General features: G+C 39.3%; 21 protein-coding genes. 9 read left to right on the plus strand and 12 right to left on the minus strand.

The annotated features are described in order from the left end of the window. Positions 1-182: 182 nt before the first annotated feature. Complete coding sequence (gene cspD / locus BGM26_RS08435; RefSeq protein WP_009332654.1) at positions 183-383, plus strand: cold-shock protein CspD; 201 nt, start codon at positions 183-185, stop codon at positions 381-383. A 113-nt stretch (positions 384-496) separates the two neighbouring features. On the opposite strand, the gene BGM26_RS08440 is transcribed toward cspD, so the two are convergent. Together BGM26_RS08440 and BGM26_RS08445 are read right to left on the minus strand one after the other, a co-directional pair. Further along, positions 497-673 (minus strand): zinc-finger domain-containing protein, encoded by a 177-nt coding sequence (locus tag BGM26_RS08440; protein WP_217039373.1) that lies wholly within the window; start codon positions 671-673, stop codon positions 497-499. Positions 674-704: 31 nt separating this feature from the next. Continuing rightward, on the minus strand, positions 705-1,361 hold the full coding sequence (locus BGM26_RS08445) for a reverse transcriptase-like protein (protein ID WP_217039375.1): 657 nt from the start codon (positions 1,359-1,361) through the stop codon (positions 705-707). 248 nt (positions 1,362-1,609) lie between these two features. Between BGM26_RS08445 and BGM26_RS08450 the strand changes: the two genes are divergently transcribed. Both BGM26_RS08450 and BGM26_RS08455 read left to right on the plus strand, forming a co-directional pair. Next, positions 1,610-1,999 carry a reverse transcriptase-like protein gene (locus BGM26_RS08450; RefSeq protein ID WP_217039376.1) on the plus strand — a complete coding sequence of 130 codons (390 nt, stop codon included), beginning with the start codon at positions 1,610-1,612 and terminating at the stop codon, positions 1,997-1,999. Positions 2,000-2,106: 107 nt separating this feature from the next. Beyond that, positions 2,107-3,033: a DMT family transporter gene (locus BGM26_RS08455; RefSeq protein WP_217039377.1), complete on the plus strand. Its 927-nt coding sequence runs from the start codon at positions 2,107-2,109 to the stop codon at positions 3,031-3,033. A 470-nt stretch (positions 3,034-3,503) separates the two neighbouring features. Here the strand turns inward: BGM26_RS08455 and BGM26_RS08460 are convergent, their stop codons facing one another. Beyond that, the gene (locus BGM26_RS08460; protein WP_217040709.1) at positions 3,504-3,773 is read right to left on the minus strand and encodes a DUF6123 family protein; all 270 of its coding nucleotides are present in this window, start codon (positions 3,771-3,773) and stop codon (positions 3,504-3,506) included. 7 nt (positions 3,774-3,780) lie between these two features. Beyond that, positions 3,781-4,299, minus strand: coding sequence for a divergent PAP2 family protein (locus tag BGM26_RS08465; protein ID WP_217039379.1), 519 nt, complete (start codon positions 4,297-4,299; stop codon positions 3,781-3,783). 397 nt (positions 4,300-4,696) lie between these two features. On the opposite strand from BGM26_RS08465, the gene sspL reads away from it, so the two are divergent. After that, a complete protein-coding gene (sspL, locus tag BGM26_RS08470; protein ID WP_217039380.1) occupies positions 4,697-4,837 on the plus strand; it encodes a small, acid-soluble spore protein L in 141 nt (46 codons plus the stop codon). A gap of 39 nt (positions 4,838-4,876) precedes the next feature. Here the strand turns inward: sspL and BGM26_RS08475 are convergent, their stop codons facing one another. From BGM26_RS08475 to BGM26_RS08495, 5 genes are all read right to left on the minus strand, one after another. Further along, entirely contained in the window at positions 4,877-5,764 is an 888-nt protein-coding gene (locus BGM26_RS08475) for a 5'-3' exonuclease (protein WP_217039381.1), read from the minus strand. A 272-nt stretch (positions 5,765-6,036) separates the two neighbouring features. Further along, on the minus strand, positions 6,037-6,873 hold the full coding sequence (locus tag BGM26_RS08480) for a sulfurtransferase (protein ID WP_217039382.1): 837 nt from the start codon (positions 6,871-6,873) through the stop codon (positions 6,037-6,039). 184 nt (positions 6,874-7,057) lie between these two features. Beyond that, positions 7,058-10,729, minus strand: a complete 3,672-nt coding sequence (locus BGM26_RS08485) for a dynamin family protein (RefSeq protein ID WP_217039383.1) — start codon at positions 10,727-10,729, stop codon at positions 7,058-7,060. Positions 10,730-11,337: 608 nt separating this feature from the next. Further along, on the minus strand, positions 11,338-11,898 hold the full coding sequence (locus BGM26_RS08490) for an isoprenylcysteine carboxyl methyltransferase family protein (protein WP_217039384.1): 561 nt from the start codon (positions 11,896-11,898) through the stop codon (positions 11,338-11,340). A 3-nt stretch (positions 11,899-11,901) separates the two neighbouring features. Beyond that, a complete protein-coding gene (locus BGM26_RS08495; RefSeq protein ID WP_217040710.1) occupies positions 11,902-12,990 on the minus strand; it encodes a type III polyketide synthase in 1,089 nt (362 codons plus the stop codon). Between the two features lie 524 nt (positions 12,991-13,514). Here BGM26_RS08495 and BGM26_RS08500 point away from each other — a divergent pair. From BGM26_RS08500 to BGM26_RS08515, 4 genes are all read left to right on the plus strand, one after another. Next, a complete protein-coding gene (locus BGM26_RS08500) occupies positions 13,515-13,970 on the plus strand; it encodes a chemotaxis protein CheX (protein ID WP_217039385.1) in 456 nt (151 codons plus the stop codon). A gap of 624 nt (positions 13,971-14,594) precedes the next feature. Then, a complete protein-coding gene (locus tag BGM26_RS08505) occupies positions 14,595-14,744 on the plus strand; it encodes a cytochrome c oxidase subunit 2A (RefSeq protein ID WP_217039387.1) in 150 nt (49 codons plus the stop codon). A 22-nt stretch (positions 14,745-14,766) separates the two neighbouring features. Further along, positions 14,767-15,243, plus strand: coding sequence for a cytochrome c oxidase subunit II (locus tag BGM26_RS08510; RefSeq protein ID WP_217039388.1), 477 nt, complete (start codon positions 14,767-14,769; stop codon positions 15,241-15,243). Then, entirely contained in the window at positions 15,243-16,898 is a 1,656-nt protein-coding gene (locus tag BGM26_RS08515) for a b(o/a)3-type cytochrome-c oxidase subunit 1 (RefSeq protein WP_217039389.1), read from the plus strand. The genes BGM26_RS08510 and BGM26_RS08515 overlap by 1 nt, the downstream gene beginning before the upstream one ends. A gap of 35 nt (positions 16,899-16,933) precedes the next feature. Here BGM26_RS08515 and BGM26_RS08520 read toward each other — a convergent pair whose 3' ends face one another. The 3 genes from BGM26_RS08520 to BGM26_RS08530 all read right to left on the minus strand — a co-directional run bounded on the left by BGM26_RS08520 (position 16,934) and on the right by BGM26_RS08530 (position 20,056). Further along, positions 16,934-17,848, minus strand: a complete 915-nt coding sequence (locus tag BGM26_RS08520) for a DMT family transporter (protein WP_217039391.1) — start codon at positions 17,846-17,848, stop codon at positions 16,934-16,936. A gap of 52 nt (positions 17,849-17,900) precedes the next feature. Further along, positions 17,901-19,421, minus strand: a complete 1,521-nt coding sequence (locus tag BGM26_RS08525) for a carboxypeptidase M32 (RefSeq protein ID WP_217039393.1) — start codon at positions 19,419-19,421, stop codon at positions 17,901-17,903. Positions 19,422-19,822: 401 nt separating this feature from the next. Further along, positions 19,823-20,056, minus strand: coding sequence for a DUF2249 domain-containing protein (locus BGM26_RS08530; RefSeq protein WP_217039394.1), 234 nt, complete (start codon positions 20,054-20,056; stop codon positions 19,823-19,825). 215 nt (positions 20,057-20,271) lie between these two features. Between BGM26_RS08530 and BGM26_RS08535 the strand changes: the two genes are divergently transcribed. Beyond that, complete coding sequence (locus tag BGM26_RS08535; RefSeq protein WP_217039395.1) at positions 20,272-21,429, plus strand: MFS transporter; 1,158 nt, start codon at positions 20,272-20,274, stop codon at positions 21,427-21,429. Positions 21,430-21,526 lie beyond the last annotated feature (97 nt).

A 21,526-nucleotide genomic window follows, 5' to 3' on the forward strand; every position in this document is an offset into this window, starting at 1 on the left:
TATTGTTTTTCTGAAAATTCGCCTAAATTCCTTGACTGTGCCGTGATATTCGTGTATATTTAAGTCATCATTTAACATAAAATATTTCCGTTATTACTAAATATCAGCAGTATTTTAGTTGAGTGGTAATATTTATCTAAGGCATTTAAATATGTCTTAAACGGCTTAGGAGGAAAAGTAACATGCAAAACGGCAAAGTAAAATGGTTTAACAATGAAAAAGGGTTTGGATTTATCGAAGTTGAAGGTGGAGACGATGTATTCGTACACTTCACTGCAATTCAAGGAGAAGGTTTTAAATCTCTAGAAGAAGGCCAAGAAGTTTCTTTCGAAATCGTTGAAGGAAACCGCGGACCACAAGCTGCAAACGTTGTAAAACTATAATCTAATAAATAAAAAGGCTGGCATTTGCCAGCCTTTCTTTATTTACTTTTAAGACTTAATCGTACCTAATGTGGAGAAACCCTCTCCTACAGATGAAAGGTTATGTTTGAACGCTATGACAATTTACCGCCAATGGCCTTTATTTTATCTCCAACGGTGCACGTTGTAATGCAGAATTTATGCGCATAGCGGCGCCCATTTTCCGCTCTATGATGTTTATATAAAAAACAGCCGTTGCAATAGTTGTTCAGCAATTCTTCCACATCATCAAATATTTTTTTCCGTTTCATCTTATTCACACCTTCCTTCATTCTTTCGGCCCTATATGACTTGCATTTTACTATTTATCATTTTCCCTTCAAGGGCCTGTGTAGCAAGCTTATCAGCCTCTTTATTCACATTCCTCGGGATAGGTGTAAACTTAGCTTTCACATGAAGCTTTTTGATTTTCCCTTCAATTCGGTCAAGCCAACGATTTAAATTATCTTCATAACATGGCCATTCCCCTTTTAACTGCATTAACACCCCTTGAGAATCTCCTTTAAACTCACATGTCATATGATGAACGCCCATTTCTTCAAGGAGGTTGATCGTATAATACATGGCAGCATACTCTGCTTCATTATTATTTTCAATTTCGTCAAACAACTCATTAGACCGAATACGGTATTTCTTTTTTCCTTGTTTATAATAAATCACTGCACCTAGCCCCGCTTGATTCGTATCTTTATTAAAACCGCCGTCAAAATAAACGGTCAAATCATGCGGATCTTCTTCAATTTCCGTCAGCAGCTTTTTCATTTCTTTTGTGTTCCATGATGTTCCGATCTCATCATGATAGGTAATATCGACACCTTTTCCGCTCTTTTCAATATCCTCCCCAATTGTTAACGCTAGTTCCCCTTCAACCCAGTCGGAAGAAAAAGCTATCCCTTCCTGCCCTTTTTTTTTGTAAGTCCACTCCAATTTATATTTCATCTTTTTCAGCCTCTCTACGCTTTTTATCCGAATAGTAAAATTCCGTTTTACAAGTTTCCTAAATCTAATGAAATGATATGCGGTTCCCGACAATAAAATCGAAAAATCCGTTTACAAACATTTATAAAATTCAGCACTATTTTTTCTCTTGAATCCTTCATTTTATGTTAAACTTACTTTTAGCTTACCCTGTTGATCCTTTTCATAATGACTTTTTTTCAGAATACAATCAAGTGGAGGACTAATCATTGTTTGAAGTATATATAGACGGTGCAAGCGCAGGAAATCCAGGTCCAAGCGGTGCAGGAATTTTTATCAAAGGCAATGGCCATGTGGAGAGATTTTCGATTCCGCTTGGTGAAATGGAGAATCACAAAGCAGAATATTACGCGCTGATTCATGCCCTTGAAATCTGTATCGAGAAAGGTTATAAAGTCGTTTCATTCCGGACGGATTCTCAAGCGGTTAATCGGGCGGTTGAAAAAGAATTTGCAAAAAACAAAACATATGCCCCACTGCTTGAGCAGGCATTAACATTAAGCAAACAGCTGGATTTATTTTTCATGAAATGGATTCCAAGCTCAGAAAACAAGACGGCAGATGAATTAGCCCGTGCGGCTATTCGAAAAAATCATTAGAAAAATTTGGCGTTCGCTAAAACTTTTTTGGCGATGCGATATTTTTAGCAGGAATAGTAGGTTAATAACTTAAACTTTCCTACTAGCCAAGAAAGGAGAACTCTAATATGAAACAATCTAGAATATTTGCGGATTCAAGCTTGTTGCTCATCGCCTTAATTTGGGGATCAACATTTGTCGTCATTCAAAACGCGATCGCTTTTCTCCCGCCGCTTTCATTTAATGGGGTGCGGTTTTTTATTGCTGCCGTATTGCTTGCAGGGTGGCTTTTTCTGTTTGAGAAGAAGCAGCTAAAACATTTCGACCGGAAGTTGTTATTTTCAGGGTTCATTCTTGGCATATGTCTATTTATTGGCTATGCGTTTCAAACAGCCGGGTTATTATACACTTCTTCATCGAAAGCAGGCTTTATTACCGGGCTTAGCGTCGTCTTAGTTCCAGTTCTCTCCCTTTTCTTATTAAAGATAAAGCCGGGAATTAACGCGATTATCGGTGTTTCGATTGCGACGGTCGGTCTATATTTTTTAACAATGACTGATAAGGTTTCCCTAAATATCGGGGATGGCTTCGTATTTATAGGGGCTTTAGGGTTTGCGATGCATATCGTTTCTACAGGAAAGTTTAGCAGCAAATACCCTTCACTCCTATTGACGGTAATCCAAATTTCTACTGTTGCTTTACTGTCAAGCACATTTGCTATTTTTACGGAGGATTGGCAACAAGCGTTTCGACCCGATGTGATCCTGCGTGGTAATGTGTTGTCGGCGCTCATAATTACTTCTGTTTTTGCGACGGCTCTTGCTTTTTTTGCCCAAACGAGCTTTCAGAGGTATACGACGCCAACGAGAGTGGCTTTAATCTTCGCCATGGAGCCCGTATTTGCAGCCGCCACAGCCTACATCTGGGCGGATGAGCGTCTTTCAATGAGTGCGATCTTCGGTTGTCTGCTCATTTTTGCTGGAATGATCTTCGCTGAACTGCCGATGAAAAAATCGCTACTCAAAATGAAAAAAAGCCGGAAAGAGGCTATATAAAAAATCGGCACTGCTGCCGATTTTTTTGTTGTTTTTAAACGGGAAATCTTTTGCTTTATTTTAACAGCAGTTCAAATAAAGTCTCAAAAAGAGAAAAATGAGACTCGTACGGTCAATGAAAGAGCGCTTCTTTGACCAAAATGAGAAAAATGAAACTCGCGCGGTCAATGAAAGAGCGTTTCTTTTACCGAAATGAGAAAAATGAAGCTCGTATGGTCAATGAAAGAGCGTTTTATTTACCGAAATGAGAAAAATGAAGCTCATACGGTCAATGAAAGTGCGTTTCTTTTACCGAAATGAGAAAAATGAAGCTCGTATGGTCAATGAAAGAGCGTTTTATTTACCGAAATGAGAAAAATGAAGCTCGTACGGTCAATGAAAGACCCTTTCTTTTACCGAAATAAGAAAAATGAAGCTCGCACGGTCAATGAAATAATGCTTCATTGACCGAAAAAAGATGCAAGCCTGTTTTAAATCGAGATCATCTCTTTTTCTTTGACGAAATGGATCGCATCTTTCCGTGTTTTTACGCGATTTGCGATAAATGTTTCGAGCAGTGAAATATAGAAGCTACCATCAAACTTTTTTTGTGCTTTTAGTGTTAATTCGATGGCTGTATTAATAAGCTCATCGGATGCGTTCGTGTAGTGTTTTCCAAAATAAATAAATCCGATGGCGTCTTCTTCAAACTGAAAGCCTTTACTTTGCAATAATTGCAAATAATCTTCCACTGTCATCACAGACAAGTCATCCCTCTCCCCTTAGTCCCAACCTCCTAAATCTTACCTTACATTTCAACATTTTTCTATCTTTTTTCGTTAAGAAATAGCCAATCGTCCCGGTTATCACCCCGAGGAGTGCTCCTCCAATGACTTCAACTGGCTGGTGACCAAGCATTTCCTTTAATTTCTTCGAGGATTCTTTTTCAACCTTTACCGATTCATCCTTTTGGATCTTGTCCATTTGTTCACCCATGCGATTTACTTTTAATGTTAATTCCCCTGTTTGCCGTCTGATTCCTTGTGCATCATACATGACGATTAGTCCATAAACGAGGGATAGAGCAAAATCAATCGTTGGAACTCCGCGTTTCAATGCAATAAAGGTTGTCAGTGACGACACCCCTGCGGAATGAGAACTTGGCATTCCGCCAGTATGAAAGAATAACTCAGGCCGAAACTCCTTTTTTTTATAATAGTGAATAGGAATCTTCAAACCTTGGGCTAAACCTATACTTAACAAAGCAATATATACACCTTTATTCATACATCAACTCACCTCTGTTTTAGTGTGAAGTAAGAAGAGTTTATTTATTCTTTTCGGAAATACTATTAATGGAAAACGGTTTTCGTAAACTTTGTTGCATTTTAGTGTGATTTTATATAAATAAATCTGAGTTGATTGGAGCGGAGGGCGCTTGACTCCTCGAAAATGCTATCGCATTTCCTTCGTGCGTGGGCAGATTCAAGGATGTAAATTCAATTTCCTACGGGAGATAGAGGGAACGGGAGACCCCACAGGCGGTAACGCCGAGGAGGCTCCCGTCCCTCCCCGCGGAAAGCAAGTGCCCGCAGCGGAAATCAACGGGCTAACTTTTTAAAGCCAAAACAACAAACTATGCGAAATGAGCCAAATGGAAACATAAAACAAGGAGGTGAAGAAAATGGGTAAAAGAAAACAAAAAAATCGAGGGAAAACAGCATCTGGCGTAAATCCACAAGGATATGGACAGGATACTGAATTTGCAGCCGAAGAACCAAAGAGCAAACTGGAAAATGCAGTTAAAAAGAAAAATACGAAATAATATGAAAGGCTGTCTCAAAATTTGAGACAGCCCTTCCTGTTAAGCATATTCTTTCATATTTAAAAACCGATCTAATCCGCGGAATTCGATTTCAGTGAATTTCTCCAAAACCTTTTCGCGATTCAACTCAAATCTTGCTTCGGCTAATACACACTCAACCGGAACGTCACATTTAATTTCCGCAAGCTGACGGCTTAAATGGAGCATCTCAAGATCCTGTTCGATTTTCGTCCGCTGACCTTTTGTCAACTGATCTAAATTCGCTAAGACTCCTTCAATATGCTCAAATTGCTGCAAAAGTTTTAGGGCTGTTTTTTCGCCGATCCCTTTTACCCCAGGGTAATTATCGCTTGAGTCACCCATAAAAGCTTTTAAATCAATCATTTGTTTTGGCTTGATGCCCTTTTCTTCAAAGAATGTATCCTTAGTATGCACTAAATAATTGCCATAACCCTTTTGCAATAAGACGACAGATATTTGTTCATCAAGCAGCTGCAAAATATCCTGGTCCCCTGTAAGAATATGCACACGCGCCTCTTCTTTTATGCTCTTTGCGATCGTTCCAATACAATCATCCGCTTCATAGCCCGCTAAACCAATATTCGGTACATCAAAAGCTTCAACGACTTCTTTTACTAGATCAAACTGAGGGATAAGTTCAACAGGTGCCTCCGGACGATTCGCTTTATACCCATCATACATCTCCGTGCGAAATGTTTTGCTTCCCATATCCCAACACACAGCGACATGTGTCGGGTTGAAGGAAGAAATCGCTGTTAAAAAATGCTTAACAAATCCATATACCCCATTTGTTGGTACACCTTTTGAATTAATCATAAATTGTCCAGTTACAGCAGTCGCGAAATATGCCCTAAATAATAAAGCCATGCCATCAACGAGCATCAAAGATGGTTTATTTTCATTCATCTATTTCTTCTCTCCCATTCATTTCTATTATAATATTAATCCTATTATAACATGGGAAACTCGCCTGATAGAATGCAATCTTTGACAACTAAAGAGGAGTGGTTGATTTCCGCTCCAGGATGCTCGCTTTCCGCAGTACGGGCGGTGAGCATCCTCGGCGCTTTGACCTGTGGGGTCTCACCTGTCCCGTTGCTCCCGAAGGAGTCTCACACCTTCCGCTTCAATCAACTTCTTTATCGACGGTTTGCTTTTACAAAATCTTATTTTAATTATTATTCTCCTGTTTCTACATCGTTTTCATCATACGTGATCCAGTCACTGAAGCTGCCTGCGTAGAGTTTGACATTCTCAAAACCTGCTGCTTTAAGCGCGATGAAATTGGGCGTTGCTGTGATCCCAGATCCGCAGTAAACAATGATCTGCTTGTTTTTGTCTAGATCTGTAAATCTTTTTTCCTGCTCCTCACTCGGTTTGAAAAAGCCTTGTTCATAACCTTCAGACCAAACTTTATTAATAGCCCCTGGAATATGACCGGCTTTTCTATCAATTGGTTCTTCTATACCTAAATAGCGTTTACAATCTCTTGAATCAATTAATATGGAGGCCTCATCTTTGTCATTGACCGCTTTTTTTACCTCTTCATAGGAAGCCAAAATTCCTTCATTTACCTTTATATCAAAATCCTTTTTTTGATAGGTTGGGATTTCACTGGAAACTGGAAACTCCGAATCGATCCAGCCCTTATACCCGCCATCTAAAACAAACACATTTTCATGCCCAACATATTTTAATAGCCACCACAGTCGGGCAGCGAAGGCACCCTCGCCCCCATCATAAGCGATAACAGTCGTATCTTTATTGATCCCTGCCTTTTGAAGAGACCCCCTCAACTTTTCCAGATCGGGGAGGGGGTGCCTGCCTCCATGTACTAAAACGGGGCCGGCTAAATCCTTGCCTAAATGAAAATAAACGGCTCCCGGGATGTGATCCTTCAAGTATGATTCATACCCATCGTCTGAAGAACTAAGGTTATAGCGGCAATCCGCCATTCTAATATTCCCATCATCCAATCGATCTAAAACCCATTCTTTGTCAACGAAATATTTCATTCCTTCTTCTCCCTCTTTCTCTTTTCAATAAGCTTTTGAACCTGCTCTTTAGGCGTCCAGCATTTGAATTGATAGTTTGGCTTTGTTTCGAAACCTAATCGCTTACAGAAATAATTCATCCTTTTATCCGTCCTGACCGCTTGAAAATGGATGCAAGTCGCGCATGCATGAAAGGATTTGATATTCATCTATTCTCCTCGAAATTGGCAATGTCCTTTTCCATTTTTTGAAGCTGGGCAATCGGAAAATCATCGCTCAAGATAGCTAAAATTCCACCATAGTACTCACCTGCTTGCTCGATAAGAACGGAAAGCAATCGTCCGTATTCTTCTTCAAGCAATTTGTGATAATGATTTCTCAACCTACGGCCTTCGGATTGCAAATAGGTATCAGACGGCGCTGATATCATTTGTTCAAGTTCTTCACTTAAAAATTTTCTTTCGTTCTTTTCAAAGAATGATTTCGGATTTTTAAAATGGGCGAGCGCTTTTTTAAACTGTGCTCTGTCCTCATTTACAAATGCCGTTTCAAATTCGATTCCTTCCAAGCCTCTTACTTCGAAGGGACTGAAACTAAGTTCCGGGTTGACTTCAGCAGTCGTTTTTATTAGCATCTCTTGCGCTTGCTTTAATTGTTTGCTGATAAAGGCTTCCATTCTTAATGTCGTGGCCCGTAATTCTTGAGCAAAATCAAATCCAAAGCTTTGCAGAAAATCCTCCAAAGCCGTTTGCAGCGCTTTTTTAATATTGCGGCCGTCATCCTTTAATAGCGCAGGATTAAACGCCTCCTTCACAAAATCACCAAACCGTAAAAACACGCGTTGCTTAATATAGAAAACAAGCTCATCTGCTTCTTGCTCCAGCCTTTGGGAGAGGATTCCGGCATCATTTTTTCCGATCAGCAATTGAACAGCTTGTTGCTCTTCTTCTAATTGAATTCGTTTCTGTGCTTTTAATTCTTTATTTTCCTGTGAAGACTGAATAAATCTTCGAAGCTGTTCTAAAACTCGTTGCCATGCTAATTCAGCTGATGTTATGGAAATTTCCATCAGCTCATTCGTGATAAAGGAATAAAAACTCTCTTCAAAAAGATTAATTTTTGACCGGGCTCCTTCTTTCCTTTCAAGCTTTTCTGCCAATGCTTCTAAGCTTGATAACCCGAAAAGATGAGGGCGACGAATTCCATATTGGATGAGCTGTTCCTCAACGTATTCTAGCACTGATTTCATTTCTTCTTCATTATTTGCGAGATCAATTGCATTTACGATAAAGAACATTTTATCCAGCTCAAAAGAATCCTTAACACGTCCTAATTGGATGAGAAATTCACGATCTGCTTTGGAAAACGCATGGTTATAATAAGTGACAAATAGGATCGCATCTGAATTTTTTATATAATCAAAAGCAACACCGGTATGGCGGGCATTAATTGAGTCAGCACCGGGCGTATCAACGAGGGTAATCCCCTTCTGAGTGAGCGCACAATCATAATACACTTCAATCGTTTCAACAAAACAGGATTTTTCTTCAATCGCGACATAATCTTTAAATTCTTCCAGGTCCGTACTGATCGTTTTACCTAGATGATGTCGGAAGGATTCAAATCCCTTTAAGAAAGCGTGCAAGAACGCAAAATGGGTTTTTTCATTCGCATCAAAATTCGCTTTTGCATTGATCACTTTTTGGATATTTTTTAGCGCATCATCAAAATCGATTGCCGAAAGATCAAACATCTTCAATGAGCGATTCACATCATCGAATAACGTTTTCTCTGCCTTCACCTTTACTAACACAGTTCCATGCTTATGTTCATCATCTATAGGCATGATTTTATTAATCGCAGCCGTCGTCGGATTGGGCGAAACAGGGAGCACTTTATTCCCGATTAGGGCATTGGCAAAGGAAGATTTCCCCGCACTAAAGGCGCCGAATAGAGCCACCGTAAATTGTTTATTTCCAAGCCGGTCCGCTTTTTGCAGTAATTCCGCAGCCATTTTTTTAAAGCCTGGAACATCCTGGACAGTGTCAGCAGTGAAATGTAGTTTCTCGACTAAAGATTGAACAGACTGAGTCTCTGCTTTTTCGGGACTTTCCTTCAAACCCTGTTCTAGCACGACCTCAGATAAATGGCTGACTTCCATTTGATCCTCGGCAGCATCAATCGATTGATAAATCACTTCAGCCTCTTCCATTGGCACAGCAAGTAATTGAGTGATTTTTTCCTTATAACCCTCTTGCGGGAATTGCCCAGCTAGTAATTCGTCAATCCGTGTTTTGAATAAGCGAAGATTTTCCTTAATCGCTATGATTCCTTGCCAAGATTCTGCATGCATTTTTAGCTGCTTCCACTCTTTTTCTAATCGATTTTGCTTAAGCTGATTTTTCGATTTTAGGGCTTTAAGAAATAATTCTTTTAACTCTAAAAGGCTATTTTTTGCAAATCTCTTTACTAAGTCAGCGACCTCATTCGTATACTGGAGGACATAGTCACCTGAAAGGAGCGCCCCTTCCTTAACCGTATTTACTAGAAGAGCTTCAGGGAAAACGACTTGAAAGGTTTGAGCACGTGCTAATAATGCGGAATCATGAATTTCATAATGCTTTAGTTCATGAAGGTATAGCTCTTTCAAATGCCACTCTAGCTGAGATTTTACTTTTTCGGAAAAATCTTTTTTAAATTGTTCGAGCCGCACATTTCTTTCCATCTCTGTTTTCTGTCGTGAAAAGAAAAGACCTACTTTAAAGTTAGATTGGCGGGACTCGATGTAACTTTCGGCAAGTTCCCTCGTCTGAAACGGCATTAAATAAGCGTTTTTTAATATTTCATCCACTTTATTATTTAAATCAATTTCAGTCTTATCAAGTGAACCCTGGATTATGGTTAGATCCCTTTCGATCTCTTCCACTTGCTTAGAAAGTGACTCCCTCTCCTCAATAGAAAGTTCTGTTAACTTCTGCTCATATTCTTCGATGGCTTTCCAATTCTTCTCATCTAAATACGTTAGATGTTCACTTGCTAGTTTTTTTAACGAATGAAAAACGGATGCTGGAAGAAGCAATTGCCTTTTGGCAATCTGATCTTTAAGAAATTGCTGCAAGGCGTGGAATTCGTTTTCCCGGTGAGATATTTCTTTTAACGATGTATAAAAAATTCTCGCAGGTTCAACACCCCATGAAGCGAATGAATCGCGAACACTATTCTTAAACTGCTCGAAACTCAATTCTTCCTCACGATGCTTATCTATTTGATTGATAATTAAATAAACCTGTTTACCAGCTGAAGTTAATTCCTTTGTAAAAAGGAAGTTTAATTCAGACTGAACATGATTATAATCCATTACATAAAAAACGAGATCAGCTAGATGCAATGCCGACTCCGTTGCAATTCGATGAGCATCGTCAGTGGAATCGATGCCAGGAGTATCCATTATCACAGCATCAGCAGGCAGGCTAGTTTCTGAATAGCTAATTTCGATTGCATGGATTTGATCCCCGTCCTTACAATACGATTTCACTTGGTCATAATCATAAGGTGCCGGATATAATCTCGGTTTCCCTTCTTTAAAAATCACTTTCGCATAGTCCTCGCCTGATTTGATTTTTACGAGATTCGCGCTCGTAGGGATCGGACTAGATGGAAGTAAATCTTCTCCAACAATTTTATTAATCATACTCGATTTTCCCGCTGAAAAATGCCCGCAAAAAGCAATCGAATATTCCTGTTTCTTGAGTTTCAGTGCCAAATCCTTTGCTCTATCAGCCGTTTGCAGATCTTGATTTTTGGAAAAATACTCATGCATTGCTGTAATTTTACTCATTAAATCAACTGTGTCTTGTTTTAATGCTGTTTGAACCATGTATATTTATCCCCTTGTTGAATCATTTTACATTCTATTTTAAATGATTTTTCTCACAATTCCTATCATAAGCCGAAAATAAAAAGAGGACGACTCAGGAACTAAGCATCCGACCCCACATCAGTCATATATTGTAGATGGATTGTTATTATCCAATACATACAGTATATTGATCGCGGAGCCAGACCCTTCTTGAGTCATCCTCTTCAGATTGTATATTCATCATTATCTATTTTGTGGTTTTGCAACATGATTTAAGACATGTTTCATCATGAATGCATAGGCTGTTACTGTGCCTGCAATAAAAATCGCTACCATATGTAACAACACCTTCCTATTGGAATGGTACTTGAGAATAATATTCAACTTCAATTAGAATTTTAGCACGAACGATAATCATTTTCAATGGCTATTTTCGCATATATTGTTGTTTTAGCCTAAAAAGTTTGCCCGCTGATTTCCGCTGCGGACAATTGCTTTCCTCGAGGAGGTATGGGAGCCTCCTCGGCGTTACCGCCTGCGGGGTCTTCCGCTCCAATCAACTCAGATTATTAAATAAAAATCACATTATTAAAGCAACAGCCTTTTCAATAGAATCTATATAATTGTCACACTTTTTTAACATCCTTTGTCAAGCGAGATATCCCATTAAAAGCTTCCTCATATTGAGTTAATTGTCTTAACGCCTTTTCCTCAGCCGGGATTCGAATCATAAGGATTACTGCATTAAAAATAGTAAACAGGAATGCGGTAAAATAAGCCTGAAACATAAGCGGAATAATAATCAATTCTGCCGTGACGATGATATAGTTAGGATGCTTAACAAACCGGTATGGTCCTTTTTTTACAATCTTCGCGTTTGGCAAGACAATAATCTTTGTATTCCAATATGAGCCAAGTGAAGCAAGTGCCCAAAGTCTGCCTGCCTGTGTGAGTAGGAATAATGCGAGAAGAACCGGCCAACTTAGCGACAAACCTTTATTAAGAACAAGGACTTCACATATAAACGAAACAAAAAATAAGCAATGAACGAGCACGATGAACGGATAATGGGATTGTCCGAATTCTAACGCACCTTGCTGCTTCATCCAGCGTTCGTTTTTTTTGGCAATACATAATTCAGAAACTCGCTGAAAAATAATAAATGCGACAAAAATAGCGAATGCCATCCTCTATTCCTCCCATTTTATAAGCAGCATCTCGGAACTAAAACCCGGACCCAAAGCGGTAGCAAGGCCATATTCACCCGCCTGGCCTATTTCCATAAATCTTTTCAGTACATACAGGATCGTGCTTGCGGACATATTTCCGTATTGCTTTAATACTTCAAGTGATATCTTTGTCATTTCAGGATCGAATTGTAATGATTGCACATACGCGTCAATGACTTTTTTCCCTCCCGGATGAGCAATGAAATGATGGAGATCTGTAATCGCCAATTCGTTCTGAAGTAAAAATTCCGTCACATTCGGCTTTAACCAGCTTGCAATGATCGTCGGAATATCTTTAGAGAAAACAACAAAAAGGCCTTCATCCCTCACCTCCCAGCCCATAACGTCAAGTGAACCCGGCAACATTGTAGATTGGGTAGCGATAATTGCGGGAACGGTTTCCATCTTTTGAAAGGATCTCCTGTCTGCTTGGTCACCTGTAACAAGCGCACAAGCTACTCCATCCGCAAATAGTGACGTTCCAATTAAATTGCTTTTTGAACGATCGTTTCGTTGAAAAGTTAAACTGCATAGTTCAATAGAAAGAACAAGAACTTTTGCATGAGGGAAAGCAAGGCAATACTCATGTGCACGTGAAAGACCTGAAGCTCCGCCAGCGCAGCCCAATCCCCAAATCGGAATTCTTTTCGTATGCTGTGAAAACGGAAGCTTATTCATGATCCTGGCTTCAATACTTGGCGTAGCCAAACCGGAACTCGAAATACAAAAAATCGCATCGATCTCGTTATAAGGGATTTCCTTCTGTAGAAAAATATTGCTTTTCAAGCAATTTTCAATCGCTTCAGTCCCTAATTCCACGGCACATTCAATATAAGCTTGATTTCTTTCCGCAAATGATTTATTTGCTTTAAACCAATCCAGCCCTTTTGCAAAATGCCGTTTTTCAATTTGACCATTATGGAAAGCCTTCAGTAAACGTTCGATATCATGAAAGGAATCAGAAAACAAATCCCTGGCAAAATTCATTGCTTCATCTTGTTTGAGAACATGAACCGGGATTGCCTCGGCTACCGAAACAATGGATGGCATAACGATCTCTCCTTCTTCTTCATATAGATACTTTTTACCAAAATATTGAATTCTATACAAATTTGAATCCTAATGGTAAAAATGCAGCAAGGTGAACTTCGTTATGTGGCTTAAGTGGCTGAAATAGGCTTATGCGGTAGTTCAAGCTCTTTATGCGGCAATCTTCTTATGCCTCTTCGGATCTTGATTCGTTTTGCGGCTGTTTCGTCGATTTATGTGGAATATTATGCTCTATTCAAGGCACTTTTTTTGCATTTTTGCGGAAACATTCAGTTCCAATGCGAATGCAAATCAGCAATACGGGGAAATAAAAAAAACTTCCCCAACAGGAGGAAGTAATGTTTTGAAGGAGTTGTTGTGCTCTTTTATTATAGATCCTTTCTACTGATGAAGCATTACGAAATCTTTACCAATTCACTTCATGTCGAATTGATGGGAAATGTGGAATTTTTATAAACTTTTTTATAAAAATCAACGGGAAATATGGTAAGATTATACTAGGTATTTAGTGGGAGGAATGAAGTGTGACACTAACAAAAAGTGTAACAGATATATTGAACGGAACGATTGAATCAGTTAAATCAGTGTTGCCTTTAGAGATTACAGTCGAGAAACCTGCGTTATTTACGCAGCCTTACACCCAACATTCGATTGGGGTCTTAATCGGGATGACTGGCGATGCTAAAGGCCGAATTATCATTGATGGCGATGAAATCGTGTTCGGGAAAATTGGCGAAGCCATGTTTGGAATGATGCTCGAAGGAGAAATGCTTGAATCCTTTGCAGGGGAGCTTGGCAATATGATTGCCGGCGGCCTCTCCACATTTGTTTCCCAAAGAGGATTTGAAATGGACATCACTCCTCCAACGGTTCTAATTGGGCAAACAAAGGTTTATGGTTTTACAAAAGCTTTTCGGCTGCCAGTCAAGATCAACAATGTCGGCGATTTAATGATTGTATTAATGGTAGAACTGAATTAAACGGCACTCATAAAGTGCCGTTTTTTTATTTGTCAATATTGAAATTTTATTTTTAAGCAACGTTATTACTCTGATTCCGCATAATTTTTATTATTTTTCTGTTTTTGAACTTCAATGATAATTTTCTTCTTCACAAAGGAGCCGCAAGCTTTACAAAATTCCTCATCTTCCTTATATAAAATCCTGCAATGATCACAATAGTATTTTTCCATAGTTTCTCTTACCCACATCCTGTCATGGCCGTTTATACATTATATTTTTTTTCGCTAAAAATGTGAGTGATAGGAATAGCTACGAAAGAGATCTCGTTGGTTTATTTTCTTAAAATCACCGCATATTTCATTAAGTAATACTTCTCAATACGCTTCGCTCAAAGATACTTCACACTCTAGGTCAAAAGACCTCGTCAACCCTCAATGTACACTTCACAATTCCTTCACATTTAACCGTTCTTCTACGTGATATATATCACTGAAAAATCAATTTCCCCCTATTACCATAGTGTTAAAGTGATGAATGAACATTTTGTGAATTCAATGAAACACCTAGATTCTTCGCCATTGTCTTGTATTATGAAATTGTAATCATTTACTTTTTCCAATTTTTCGAGGGGAGGGAAAGAAAATGGCAAAACCGGAACTCAATAGAAAAGTTGAAACTGAAATTGAGGATAGCTCTTCTCTGAAAGGAACATTTGCTTCCGTAATGATATTAGGAGTGTTCCTGATCGTTACTTGGGTTGGTGTTTACATGTTGTTTTTAGACCGTTCATAACAGAAAGAAAGGGGAAAAAGCCATGCATATGCATAAGTTTGAAAAAATTTGGCTCATTTTCGGGATAGGAACACTGCTTGTATTTCTAACCGTCATTGGCGTCAGTGCTTTCTATCTTGGAAACCAGCCGCCAAGCTGTTTAGCAACAATTGATCCGGAAAAGGTTGACACACAAGTGCCTTTTAATGAGCCTGGACTAAAAAAAGTTGAAGGAAAAGATTGGGATTATGAATTAGTTTTTGTCGCATCCGCATTCAATTATGACCCTGGACATGTTCAAGTTCCACTTGGAGCGAAAGTAAAGGTCATTGCTACTACAAAGGATGTTATTCACGGATTTGAGGTTGCAGGGACGAATGTCAATATGATGCTTGAGCCTGGGTATATTAGTGAACTTGTTTATACATTTAATAAACCTGGAGAGTTTTTAGTTCTATGTAATGAATATTGTGGGATTGGACACCACATGATGACATCGACGATTGAGGTGGTTGAATAATGATTAACAAACAAGCTAATCCGAATGTTGACCGCCGTGATGGAAAATTGGCAATGGCTCACTTCTATGTTGCATTCATTGCTTTAGCAATTGGTGGCCTTGCAGGTTTGTTACAAACTTTAGTTCGTTCAGGAAAATTCACTTTACCAGCTGGAATTGGTTATTACCAAATCCTCACAGTGCATGGAGTTGTTTTAGGACTTGTCCTTACTATTTTCTTTATCATCGGCTTTATGCTTTCTTGTGTCAGCAAAACATCAGGAACGTTTTCCGGCCGCCAACGGACAACTGGTTGGATTGGTTTTTGGTTAAAGACAATCGGTACGGCAACTGCAGCTACGATGATCCTATTAAATGAAGCAACAGTGCTTTTCACTTTCTATGCACCACTTCAAGCACATGCACTCTTTTACATAGGATTGACATTAGTGATTGTCGGTACTTGGTTTGACGCTGGAGTTATTTTCACAAAGTACTTTGCATGGAAAAAACAAAATCCTGGCATCCCAAGCCCGCTTTTAACATTTATGGCTGTTATCACATTCATCATGTGGTGTGTTGCTTCAATTGGAGTGGCAATCACCGTTCTATTCCAAATGCTTCCTTGGTCGCTTGGACTAATTGATACAATGAACATCGGTCTAAGCCGGACATTATTCTGGTATTTCGGCCACCCACTTGTATATTTCTGGTTATTCCCAGCTTACATGGCATGGTATGTAATTATTCCAAAGGTGATTGGCGGAAAAATCTTCTCCGACGCTTTAGCTCGGATGTCATTTGTTTTGCTCTTGCTATTTTCAATCCCAGTTGGCTTCCACCACCAGTTATTGGAGCCAGGAATTGATCCAGCATGGAAATTCTTACAAGTTGTCTTAACTTTCTTAGTTGTCGTCCCTTCATTAATGACTGCTTTCTCAATATTCGCTACGTTCGAAAACTTTGGACGTTTAAAGGGAGCAACGGGCCTTTTCGGCTGGTTTAAAAAGCTTCCATGGGGTGATGCACGCTTTACGGTACCTTTCATTGGAATGGTTGCCTTTATCCCTGGGGGTGCAGGTGGAATTGTTAACGCATCTCACCAGATGAACCAAGTTGTGCATAATACGATTTGGGTAACAGGACACTTTCATTTAACTGCTGCTACAGCTGTTATGTTAACGTACTTCGGCATCTCTTTTTGGCTAATACCGCATTTAACAGGACGAACTTTTACGAAAAAGTTGAATAAAATTGCCATGATCCAAGGGATCACCTGGGCTATTGGGATGACTTTCATGTCAGGTGCCATGCATGCTGCCGGATTACTAGGCGCACCACGCCGCTCTGCTTTCTCTGAATACGGCGGTGCTGCCCAAGCAGCGGAATGGATACCATATCAAATCGCACAAGCAGTTGGCGGATCCATTCTTTTCATATCAATCATCATCATGCTTTATATCGTTGTGAATCTTTCGTTCTTTGCTCCAAAAGGTGATCAGGAATTCCCAGTTGGAGAAGTTGCAGAACAAGCAGAAAAAGTTCCAATGGTGTTTGATAACATGAAGATTTGGCTTGGAATTACAGCAGCTCTCATCTTATTCGCTTACACAATTCCGTTAATTGATTTAATCCAGAATGCACCACCTGGAGCAAAAGGCTTTAAACTCTGGTAAGAAATCAACACTCCGATCAATGATCGGAGTGTTTTTTAATTTGCTAAGTCCGTTTCTTCGATAAGGTTTTCTTTTTTACGGATCGGCATATTGACTATTAAAACAGAACTTAGGATTAATAATGCACCTACAATTTGAATGATCCCAAGCCTTTCTCCATAAAGCATGACGCCTAACATCGTGGCTACCACAGGTTCAATTGTAGCAATAACTGCGGCTTTGCTCCCTTCTGTCTTCTCAAGCCCCCATGTGTATAAAAAATAAGCTAATACAGTTGGGATTAGCCCTAAACCAACACTATATAGCAATACATTGACATTGAGTAAAACGTCAAGCTTTTCCCAAAGCTGAGTGACAGGGATGAGTGCAATAGAAGCAACTAGAAAGGTATATAAAGTAATTGTAAACGGCTGATACTTCTTTAAGGCAAACTTCCCAAAAATCGTATACAATGCATAACCAAGCCCTGACCCTAATCCTGTTAAAATTCCAATGAAAGTAATCGTGCTCTGCCCAGCAGTTAAACCTGCAATTAATATACAGCCGACTAGGGTCCCTGCTACAGCAAGGAGTTTATTCAGGCTGAGCCCTTCTTTTAAAAAAATGAAAGATAACACAGTCACAAAAGCCGGGGCCGTATAAAGCAGAATAACAGCGATCGAGATATTCATCTGGCTAATTGTTGTAAAATAACAAAAGTTAAAAAACACAACACTAAAGATACCTGTTCCGACAAACAATCGACCATCTGTGATTCGATTCAGCTTCATTTGATTTCGGTAGCGTACGAACCCAATTAGCAATAGGAATATGGCAGCAAATGCCACTCTAATAGCAACGATTTCCATTGCTGTAAAGCCATAATCTCCTAAGCCTTTTACAAAGAAAGCAATCAGTCCCCAGAGACTCGCTCCTGAAGCAATCATAAAGTAAGGAAGAAGTTTTTTCATTTTATACTCCTGTGAAGGAAAGGATGACGGTACGTCACCCCTTCAATCCTTCTTATTTTAATTGATAAACATTGCCGTATTTTTCATACAAATAATCAATTAGGTACTGAGCATTCAGTCCCTCGCCTGTTACATCATTTAAGATCTCAAGCGGTTTTTTCATTTTTCCAAATTGGTGAACATGTTTCGTGAACCATTCTTTGATAGGTGTTAAATTTCCTTCTTCAAGCAGCTTATCGTAGTCAGGCAGGTCTTTTAACATTGCATTCTTCAGCTGGGCCGCATACATATAGCCTAATGCATAGGAAGGAAAATATCCGAACATCCCGCCCGACCAGTGCACATCCTGCAGAACGCCTTGGGCATCATTTTCCGGCGTTAATCCTAAATATTCCTTATATTTCTCATTCCAAACATGTGGCAAGTCTTTCACATCAATCTCATTATTAAATAATCCTTTTTCGATCTCATAGCGAATAATCACATGCAGTGAATATGTTAATTCATCTGCTTCAATGCGAATAAGCGATGGCTTCGATTCATTGATCGCCCTGTAAAAGTCAGCTAAATGTACATCATCAAATTGCCCGTTTGAATGCTCCTTTAATAAGTCATAATTCTTTTTCCAAAACGATGGATGACGCCCGACAAAATTCTCATAGAATAATGATTGCGATTCGTGAATGCCCATCGAAGTGCCCGTACATAATGGCGTACCAATTAATTTTGCGGAAAGATTTTGCTCATATAAAGCATGACCCCCTTCATGGATCGTTCCGAATACGGCCGTTCGGAAGTCGCTCTCATCATATCTAGTCGTCACACGGACGTCTCCAGGACTTATTCCAATAGCAAAAGGATGAACGGTTTCATCTAAGCGGCCTGCATTGAAGTCGTAACCCATCTGTTTCAGAATTTCCAAACTAAATTCGCGCTGATTTTCTTTTGGAAAATGCTCAAACAGGAAGGCTGTTGCTGGTTTATGATCAGACTCGGAAATTCTTTGCACAAGAGGAACGATTTTCTCCCGCAGCTCACCAAAAACTTGGTCCAGCACTTCAACGGTAACCCCTGGCTCATACATGTCTAGAAGGGTATTATATTTATTCCCCTCGTAACCCCAATAGCCGATAAAGCGCTTCGTCTTTTCCACTAATTTCTCTAAGTAAGGGCGGAACATCTCAAAATCCGATTTGGCTCTCGCCTCTTCCCAAACACTTTCTGCCTTTGACTGAAGAATAACGTACTCCTTATATTCATCTGCGGGGATCTTTTTATTGCGGTCATATTCCTTCTTACATTCCTGAAGCGTTTTCTTTGTTACTTCAGAAAGATAATTGCCTTTTTCTGTACCTGATAATTCTGCTATGTATGCTGCCATTTCTTCTGATGTGGACATTTTAAATACTTCTGAAGACAGCATTCCAATTATCTCTGAACGCTGCTCTACGCCTTTTTTAGGGGCACCTGTACGTAAATCCCAGTAAATTAATGAGAGTGCTTCATTGTAAGCTGCCATCTTTTTCACATATTCCAAAAACTCATTTTCAGTTTGTTTTATTGTTTCTCTCATCCTGTTTCCCCCTTAAAGTCAAATACTATTATATTTTATCACATTCTTTTGAAAAAACAGGAATTAGACGGGTTTTCACAAATAAATAAAACGCTAATTTCCAACAGAAAAAGACAACAGATTCACTGTTGCCTTGCATTTGAGGAACGCGTATTCATTTAAATCTTAGGCTGTGTTCGGATATATTTGTTGTTATTGCCTATAAAGTTTGCCCGTTGATTTCCGCTGCGGGCACTTGCTTTCCGCGGGGAGGGACGGAAGCCTCCTCGGCTTACCGCCTGTGGGGTCTCCCGCTTCCCTCTATTCCCGCAGGAGTCAAGCGCCCTCCGCTCCAATCAACTCAGATTATTAAATAAAAATCACATTATAAAAGCAACAAACTTTATAAAAACGGCCAAATCTTATTTCTTACCAATTGCTACCTTCCATGTATCTGGTCCTTCTTCAAGATATTCCCACGTGAATTGGTTTTCTCTTTCCATCATAAATTGATATTGCAACGGTCTTGGATCATGGTCATTGACTAATTGCATAAATTGGCCTGATTCTAAGGAATCAAATGTTCTAAAAATAGTCGGATGCTTTTCACGCGGCGGATAATCGGGTGCAATAACGGTTTGAGCGAATTCTTTCATTTTCTTTCCTCCTAATCTGTAATTAACACCTTTATCTTATATAATTAGGGCTAATCAATTAGTGAGGCTGGTCACGGTATTGCTATGATATTTCTCCAACACGTTAAGTATTTTCTCATAATAATTGCTCGGTTTAAGAAGCGAATATTCGTTTTACAGCTCATAAACAGCTATAATGGGGAAAGACAGAATATATTACAATAGGAAGAGATTAGATGAAACCGTTTATTTTATTTCTCGTTTTGCTTGCTTTTATCGATATGTTTGCTCAGTTGCCAATTATGAGTCCGTTTGCGAAAAGCTTGGGTGCTTCGCCTGCGTTAATAGGGTTAGTCGTCGGGATGTATTCATTCTCTAATATGTTTGGAAACATTTTAGCAGGATATTGGATTGATAAACAAGGCGCAAAAAAGGTTTTGATTATTGGCTTTTTCTTTACAGGAGCCATTCTCCTTCTCTATACAATTGTGACTACTCCTTCACAATTAATGGCCGTGAGATTCCTTCATGGCTTATTTAGCGGTTTTCTTGTTCCTGCTGCTTTCACTGTTATTGCAAATAAGGGGAAAGATGGAAAACAAGGAAAGTCAATGGCTATTTCTGGCGTAGCTGTCGGTATTTCAGCCATTATCGGACCTGCTTTCGGTGGGATAGTTACCTCAAAATACGGCATTAACTGGGTGTTTATAATTATTGCCGTTATCATGCTATTAATCGCTGTTTTGTCATTCTTTGTCCTTCCGAATGGAGTTACAGCAATATCGAGAAAAATCGAGCCACCTGTTAATACACTTTTTTCCTTATTAAAAGCCCCTATGTTGGCTATTAGCTTTACAGGCGCTTTTTCCCTTATGTTTGCCCAAGGAGTATTGGCATACATGCTTCCGTTGCAGGTTGAAGCTCTTAACTATGGCACCCACTTCAGCGGCATTCTCCTTAGTGCATTCGGCATTACCGCCATCTTAATTTTTGGCTTACCAACCAATAAGCTCTTTGATGCCTATCAGCACCATCATCTGATGATGGTTGGCATGAGCATTATCGGCATCGCTCTCATTTTTTTAAGTTGGGCAGCTTCCTTGCTGTTTTTGTTTACCTGTATGGTCATTTATGGGATTGGATTCGCATTGTTATTTCCATCCATGACTGCATTGCTCGTCCAACACACAGATCAAGAAACAAGAGGAAAAGCTTTTGGACTGTTTTATGCATTTTTCTCTATTGGCACTGTTGTTGGCTCTTCATTAACAGGTTTATTAGCTGTCAGTTTTGGAATGGGCTTCGTAATCGCAGCATGCATTTTGTTCGCAAATACGCTTTGGCTATTCTTTTATTTTAAAAACAAACCATCAGTATTAGGAAGTCTGGAGTGATTATGTGGAAGAATTCGTGGGCAAGTGTCTCATTTGCCGAAAGAATCTCTATTGTATCGATGGCTTTTTTAATGGTGTTCATACGGATGAAAAGCAA

Origin of the sequence: Bacillus sp. FJAT-29790 (assembly GCF_019039215.1) — a bacterium.
In the GTDB taxonomy this organism is placed as follows: Bacteria; Bacillota; Bacilli; order Bacillales; family Cytobacillaceae; genus Cytobacillus.

Excerpts from the sequence above, each read along its gene's own strand:
- cspD (WP_009332654.1), top strand. The coding sequence starts at position 183 with ATGCAAAACGGCAAAGTAAAATGGTTTAACAATGAAAAAGGGTTTGGA.
- BGM26_RS08440 (WP_217039373.1), bottom strand. The coding sequence starts at position 673 with ATGAAACGGAAAAAAATATTTGATGATGTGGAAGAATTGCTGAACAAC.
- BGM26_RS08445 (WP_217039375.1), bottom strand. The coding sequence starts at position 1,361 with ATGAAATATAAATTGGAGTGGACTTACAAAAAAAAAGGGCAGGAAGGG.
- BGM26_RS08455 (WP_217039377.1), top strand. The coding sequence starts at position 2,107 with ATGAAACAATCTAGAATATTTGCGGATTCAAGCTTGTTGCTCATCGCC.
- BGM26_RS08465 (WP_217039379.1), bottom strand. The coding sequence starts at position 4,299 with ATGAATAAAGGTGTATATATTGCTTTGTTAAGTATAGGTTTAGCCCAA.
- sspL (WP_217039380.1), top strand. The coding sequence starts at position 4,697 with ATGGGTAAAAGAAAACAAAAAAATCGAGGGAAAACAGCATCTGGCGTA.
- BGM26_RS08475 (WP_217039381.1), bottom strand. The coding sequence starts at position 5,764 with ATGAATGAAAATAAACCATCTTTGATGCTCGTTGATGGCATGGCTTTA.
- BGM26_RS08480 (WP_217039382.1), bottom strand. The coding sequence starts at position 6,873 with ATGAAATATTTCGTTGACAAAGAATGGGTTTTAGATCGATTGGATGAT.
- BGM26_RS08485 (WP_217039383.1), bottom strand. The coding sequence starts at position 10,729 with ATGGTTCAAACAGCATTAAAACAAGACACAGTTGATTTAATGAGTAAA.
- BGM26_RS08490 (WP_217039384.1), bottom strand. The coding sequence starts at position 11,898 with ATGGCATTCGCTATTTTTGTCGCATTTATTATTTTTCAGCGAGTTTCT.
- BGM26_RS08495 (WP_217040710.1), bottom strand. The coding sequence starts at position 12,990 with ATGCCATCCATTGTTTCGGTAGCCGAGGCAATCCCGGTTCATGTTCTC.
- BGM26_RS08505 (WP_217039387.1), top strand. The coding sequence starts at position 14,595 with ATGGCAAAACCGGAACTCAATAGAAAAGTTGAAACTGAAATTGAGGAT.
- BGM26_RS08510 (WP_217039388.1), top strand. The coding sequence starts at position 14,767 with ATGCATATGCATAAGTTTGAAAAAATTTGGCTCATTTTCGGGATAGGA.
- BGM26_RS08515 (WP_217039389.1), top strand. The coding sequence starts at position 15,243 with ATGATTAACAAACAAGCTAATCCGAATGTTGACCGCCGTGATGGAAAA.
- BGM26_RS08520 (WP_217039391.1), bottom strand. The coding sequence starts at position 17,848 with ATGAAAAAACTTCTTCCTTACTTTATGATTGCTTCAGGAGCGAGTCTC.
- BGM26_RS08525 (WP_217039393.1), bottom strand. The coding sequence starts at position 19,421 with ATGAGAGAAACAATAAAACAAACTGAAAATGAGTTTTTGGAATATGTG.
- BGM26_RS08530 (WP_217039394.1), bottom strand. The coding sequence starts at position 20,056 with ATGAAAGAATTCGCTCAAACCGTTATTGCACCCGATTATCCGCCGCGT.
- BGM26_RS08535 (WP_217039395.1), top strand. The coding sequence starts at position 20,272 with ATGAAACCGTTTATTTTATTTCTCGTTTTGCTTGCTTTTATCGATATG.